The 4,857-nt window shown below is 69.0% G+C and carries 4 protein-coding genes and 1 pseudogene; all 5 read right to left on the reverse strand.

Translation table 11 applies throughout. The annotated features are described in order from the left end of the window. Positions 1–116: roadblock/LC7 domain-containing protein (locus tag ABZ721_RS40820; RefSeq protein WP_302888475.1), on the reverse strand; the 116-nt coding region annotated here is incomplete at its 3' end. Between the two features lie 9 nt (positions 117–125). Continuing rightward, complete coding sequence (locus ABZ721_RS40825) at positions 126–3,239, reverse strand: nitrate- and nitrite sensing domain-containing protein (protein ID WP_358793910.1); 3,114 nt, start codon at positions 3,237–3,239, stop codon at positions 126–128. A 393-nt stretch (positions 3,240–3,632) separates the two neighbouring features. Then, positions 3,633–4,187 (reverse strand): ATP/GTP-binding protein, encoded by a 555-nt coding sequence (locus ABZ721_RS40830; RefSeq protein ID WP_138358186.1) that lies wholly within the window; start codon positions 4,185–4,187, stop codon positions 3,633–3,635. A gap of 31 nt (positions 4,188–4,218) precedes the next feature. Then, positions 4,219–4,626 (reverse strand): DUF742 domain-containing protein, encoded by a 408-nt coding sequence (locus ABZ721_RS40835; RefSeq protein ID WP_138358185.1) that lies wholly within the window; start codon positions 4,624–4,626, stop codon positions 4,219–4,221. A gap of 76 nt (positions 4,627–4,702) precedes the next feature. After that, positions 4,703–4,857, reverse strand: a pseudogene (locus tag ABZ721_RS40840) (roadblock/LC7 domain-containing protein); the annotation flags it as partial.

The raw sequence follows: 4,857 nt of genomic DNA on the forward strand, positions 1-4,857 counted from the left end.
TCGGACATCGCGAGCAGCAGGCCGTCGGCGGAGACCACCACCGTGTGGGACACCCCGGGGGTGTTGTCCACGAAGTTGGTGATCAACCAGTTCAGGTTCTGTGCCGCCTGGCTCATCGGACTCAACTAACGCTCCTGGTTCTGAGGGCCACCGTGGTGATTGTCGGAGGCCTGGCCGTTCGTGTCAGTTCCCGCAGTGCGTCCCTGCTGGACACCACGGCGCAGGTTACTCAACCGGCCGCGGACATCCTCCGGCGCGCGGGAGACCTGTGGGCCGCCCTGCGGAGTCTGCTGTGCGGTACCCGCGACCAGGTTGGCCTTGGGCACTCGACGGGGCAGGCCGGAGGGTGTCACCCCACCCGCCTTGGGTTCGCGGACCTGTTCGGCCCGCTGCCAGTGCTGGTCGTTCTGGGAACGCCAGTCGGTCTCGGCCTCTTCCGGTGCCTGTTCGGGCTCGGGATCGGGCTGGGGGACCGGCTGGGCGACCGGTTCCGCCGCCGCCTGGTCCGGCTGCGGCCACTGCCGGTCGCGGCGTGGCAGGCCGGCATCCGTCAGCGAGGGGGAGCCTACGCTCTCCGGCGCCCCGAAGGGCGTCGCGGGAACGGAATCCGGCGCCTGCTGGTCCTGGTGGGCGATGGGCTGCGCCCAGTCGTCCAGTACGGGTGGGGCGGAAGGTCCCGAAGAGGCGGGCTGGGCGGGGAAGTCCTGCTGCCAGTCCGGCTCGTAGGACCCCTGCTGCTGGTAGGACGGCTGTGCGCCGTACTCGTCCTGCCCGCTGTACTCCGGCTGCCCGCCGAAGTCCGCTCCGGCGAATTCCTGCCCCTGGAAGTCCTGGGCCGGGTAACCCTGTCCCTGGAAGTCCTGACCCTCGGCGTAGCCGCCGTCGTACTGCGGCTCGTACCCCTGCGGGCTCTGCTGCCCCCGCTGCTGCGGGAGGTGGTCGTCGCCGAACATCGCGACGTCCTCGGGACGTTCCGTGGCCGACGCCTCCAGCTGCGCACGGCGCTCCTCGCGCAGCAGCGAGCGGCCGACGGGGTCGAGCTGCGCCGGGGCGCCGCCGACGGTGAACGCGGACTGGTCGGACCGCTCGTACTGGGAGTCGTCGAAGCCCAGCTCGGCGGCGGTCGGCTGGTAGCCGAACTCGGCGGTCGAGTGCTCGGGGACGATGCGCGACACGGAGAAGTCCGTGTCGTCCTCCTCGGGCAGGTGCTCCTCGCCGCCGCCACCGTGCGTGATCACCTCGGGGAGCATGACCAGCGAGGTGGTGCCGGCCTGCTCGCCCGAGGGGCGCAGCTGGACGCGGACGCCGTGCCGGTCGGCGAGGCGGCCGACCACGAACAGGCCCATGCGCTGGGAGATCGCCACGTCCACGGTCGGCGGGTCGGCCAGCTTGTGGTTGATGTCGGCGAAGTCCTCGGCGGTCAGGCCGATGCCCTTGTCGTGGATCTCGATCATGACGCGGCCGTCCGGCAGCCGGGTGGCGGTCACCCGCACCTTGGTCTGCGGCGAGGAGAACGTGGTGGCGTTCTCCAGCAGCTCGGCCAGCAGGTGCACGAGGTCGGTCACGGCGGTGCCGTGGATGTCCGTCTCGGGTATGCCGACCAGCTCGATGCGCTCGTACGCCTCCACCTCGGAGGCCGCGGCGCGCAGCACGTCGACGAGCGGGACCGGCTGGTTCCAGCGGCGGCCGGGCTCCTCGCCGGCGAGGACCAGCAGGTTCTCGCCGTTGCGGCGCATGCGGGTGGCGAGGTGGTCCATCTTGAAGAGGTTCTCGAGCTGGTCCGGGTCCGCCTCGTTGTTCTCCAGCTCGGTGATCAGCGTGAGCTGCCGCTGGATGAGGCCCTGGTTCCGGCGCGAGAGGTTGGTGAAGATCGCGTTGACGTTGCCCCGCAGCAGGGCCTGCTCGGCGGCGAGCCGGACCGCCTCGCGGTGCACTTGGTCGAACGCGCGGGCGACCTCACCGATCTCGTCGTGGCTGGTGATCGGGATCGGGACGACGGTGGTGTCCACCCGGCCCGGGTCGGTGCGCGAGAGCTGGTCGACCAGCCCCGGCAGCCGCTGCTCGGCGACGTCGAAGGCGGCGTTGCGCAGCTTGCGCATGCTGCGGCTCATGTTGCGGGCCATCATGCCCGCGACGATGAAGGCCAGGATCAGGGCGAGCACGACGATGGCCGCGTTCATGATCGCGTCGGTCTTGGCGCTGGAGGAGATGCTCTCGGCGTCGTTCACGGCGGTGTCGGCGAGGTTCTGCTCGACCGTCCGGTACGCGTCGAAGGCCAGCGTGTTGCTGGCGAACCAGCTCTCCGGGGTGATGCCCTCGGCCCGCAGCTCCTTGGCCGACTTGTCCGAGGCGATCTCCGTGACCATCTTCTCGATGGTCGGCGGCTTCACGAAGGTCTGCCCGGCCTGCTCGGCCTGCTCGGCGGCGGCCTTGAGCTGCTCGGCGCCCTTCTTCTCGGCCGCGGCCTGCGCGTCCTTCAGATTCTGGGCGTCGGCGGGGGTTCCGCCGCCGCTGTACTCCTGGAGCGCGATGCCCTGGAGGTAGAGGTACGAGGTGAGGGCGGTCTGCTGGAGCTTCTTCTCCCGGGGCGGCACCTGGCCCTCGACCAGGATGTGCATACCGATGGAGCGGGTCAGCGACTCGGCGGCCTTGGACAGCGAGATCGCGTAGAGGGTACGGCCGTAGCTGGTGATGTTGCCGGTGCCCAGGCTCAGCTCGTTGGCGAGCTCCATCAGCGGGTGCTGGACCTCGACGTACTTCTCTTCGGTCTGCTTGTCGGGCAGCTGCCGGGTGTAGGCCGCCTTGCGGATGACCTGCAGCATGGGCTCCTTGACGCGGAAACCCTCCACGCGGCGCTGCAGCGAGGCCGAGTCGGGCATCTGGTCGACGGCATCGTCGAAGGCCTGGGCGGCGGCGTCGGTGGCCGCGTAGGCGCCCGTCACGACCGGATCGCTGCGCTTGCCCTGGAGGAGGGGAACGACGGTCACGTCACGTTCGTTGATCAAGGCGTGGCTGTAGCCGGCGGCGGCGCGCACCAGATTGGCGGTGCGCTTGGCGGCGTCCGCCTCCTGCCAGGTGTGCACCGAGTTCTGCACGGTGAAGCCACCCATGATGAGGGCGACGACGACGGGGATCAGGAGGATGGCGTTCAGCCTCGTGGCCACCCGCCAGTTGCGCACCGCGAAACGGCTGCCGGAGCCGGCCGGCTCCGGGGTGGCGACAGCGGTCGCGTCGGGCACGCCGTCGTACCGCTGGGGCGGCGTGAAATTGCCCCGGGGGCCTTCCGGGGAGCCCGGCTCTGCTCGCCTCGTGTCCCTCACTTGACCAACAACCTCTCGGCGACAACACAGCAAAGTGCCGTTACTACTCTCGGGTTCTGCGAATTTCAGCACGTCATGGGGGTACTAGCCAAACGTCGTACAAACTGCAACGAACAGTCGAACACGCGGACATAAATAGGGCATAAGCTCTTTGCGGGTCCATTCCGCACGGCTGGTATCACCGCAACGGAACCGATCGAGCGCGGGGGGTGGTCGCAGCCCGCCGATTCTCTGTCGAAACGTTATGAACGCAAGAACCGGCCGTGTCAAATGACACAGCCGGTCCTCGGTACAACTGACAACCACGAAGGCTTACTTGAGTCGCGCCAGCAACGCGTGCTCCACGAGCGTGATCAGAGCGCTCTTCGCCTCTCCGCGGTGCCGGGCGTCCGTGGTGATGATCGGTGCCTCCGGCCCGATCTGCAGGGCCTCGCGCACCTCCTCCGGCCGGTAGGGCTGGTGGCCCTCGAATCCGTTGAGGGCGACGACGAACGGCAGGCCGCTGTTCTCGAAGTAGTCCACGGCCGGGAAGCAGTCCGCCAGCCGTCTGGTGTCCACCAGGACCACGGCGCCGATCGCGCCGCGCACCAGGTCGTCCCACATGAACCAGAAGCGGTCCTGGCCCGGCGTACCGAAGAGGTACAGGATCAGGTCGTCATCGAGGGTGATACGGCCGAAGTCCATCGCCACCGTGGTGGTCGTCTTGTCCTGGACGTGGCTGAGGTCGTCGATCCCTGCCGACGCGGAGGTCATGACGGCCTCCGTGCGCAGCGGGTTGATCTCCGAGACCGCGCCGACGAACGTGGTCTTGCCCACGCCGAAGCCGCCCGCCACCACGATCTTGGCCGAGGTGGTGGACCGGGCCACAGGCGGGCCGTAAGCCGCCTGCGGTTGCGGTCTAGAGCTTGCGAAGTCCACTGAGCACCCTTTCGAGCAGTGTCACATCAGGCTGTCCGCCGGCCTCGCCACTGCCCGGCTGGTGAATAGCGACCATGCCGGCCTCTGCGAGGTCGGCCACGAGAATGCGGGCCACACCGAGCGGGAATCCCAGCAGCGCGGAGATCTCCGCGACCGACTTGATCTCCCGGCAGAGGTGGCAGATCCGCTGGTGTTCGGGGAGCAACCCCTGGTACTGGCCCGCATCGGCCGTGGTGCTGACCAGTGCCTCGATGGCGAGCTGGTAGCGGGGCCGGGTACGGCCACCGGTCATGGCGTACGGCCGCACCAGCGGCTGGTCGCCTTCATCCCCGTACGGCGCGTGGTGGGACGCGCCGTACGGGCCCGGCGAGGCGGGTGGCGGGGTCATGAGGGTCCTCCGTGTCCGGGCAAAACGGTCTCGGTGCAGGAAGTACACATCGTGCGGAAAAGCAGGGTCAGGGCGGTCAGTGCATCAGACTGCCTTGGAGTTCGGAGCGCAGGTCGGGGGTGAGCACGGTCCCCGCCCGGTCGACGAGCAGGGCCATCTCGTAGCCGACGAGGCCGATGTCGCACTCGGGGTGGGCGAGTACGGCGATCGAGGAGCCCTCGGAGACGGACA

Source organism: Streptomyces sp. NPDC006733, assembly GCF_040636125.1.
Classification (GTDB): Bacteria; Actinomycetota; Actinomycetes; order Streptomycetales; family Streptomycetaceae; genus Actinacidiphila.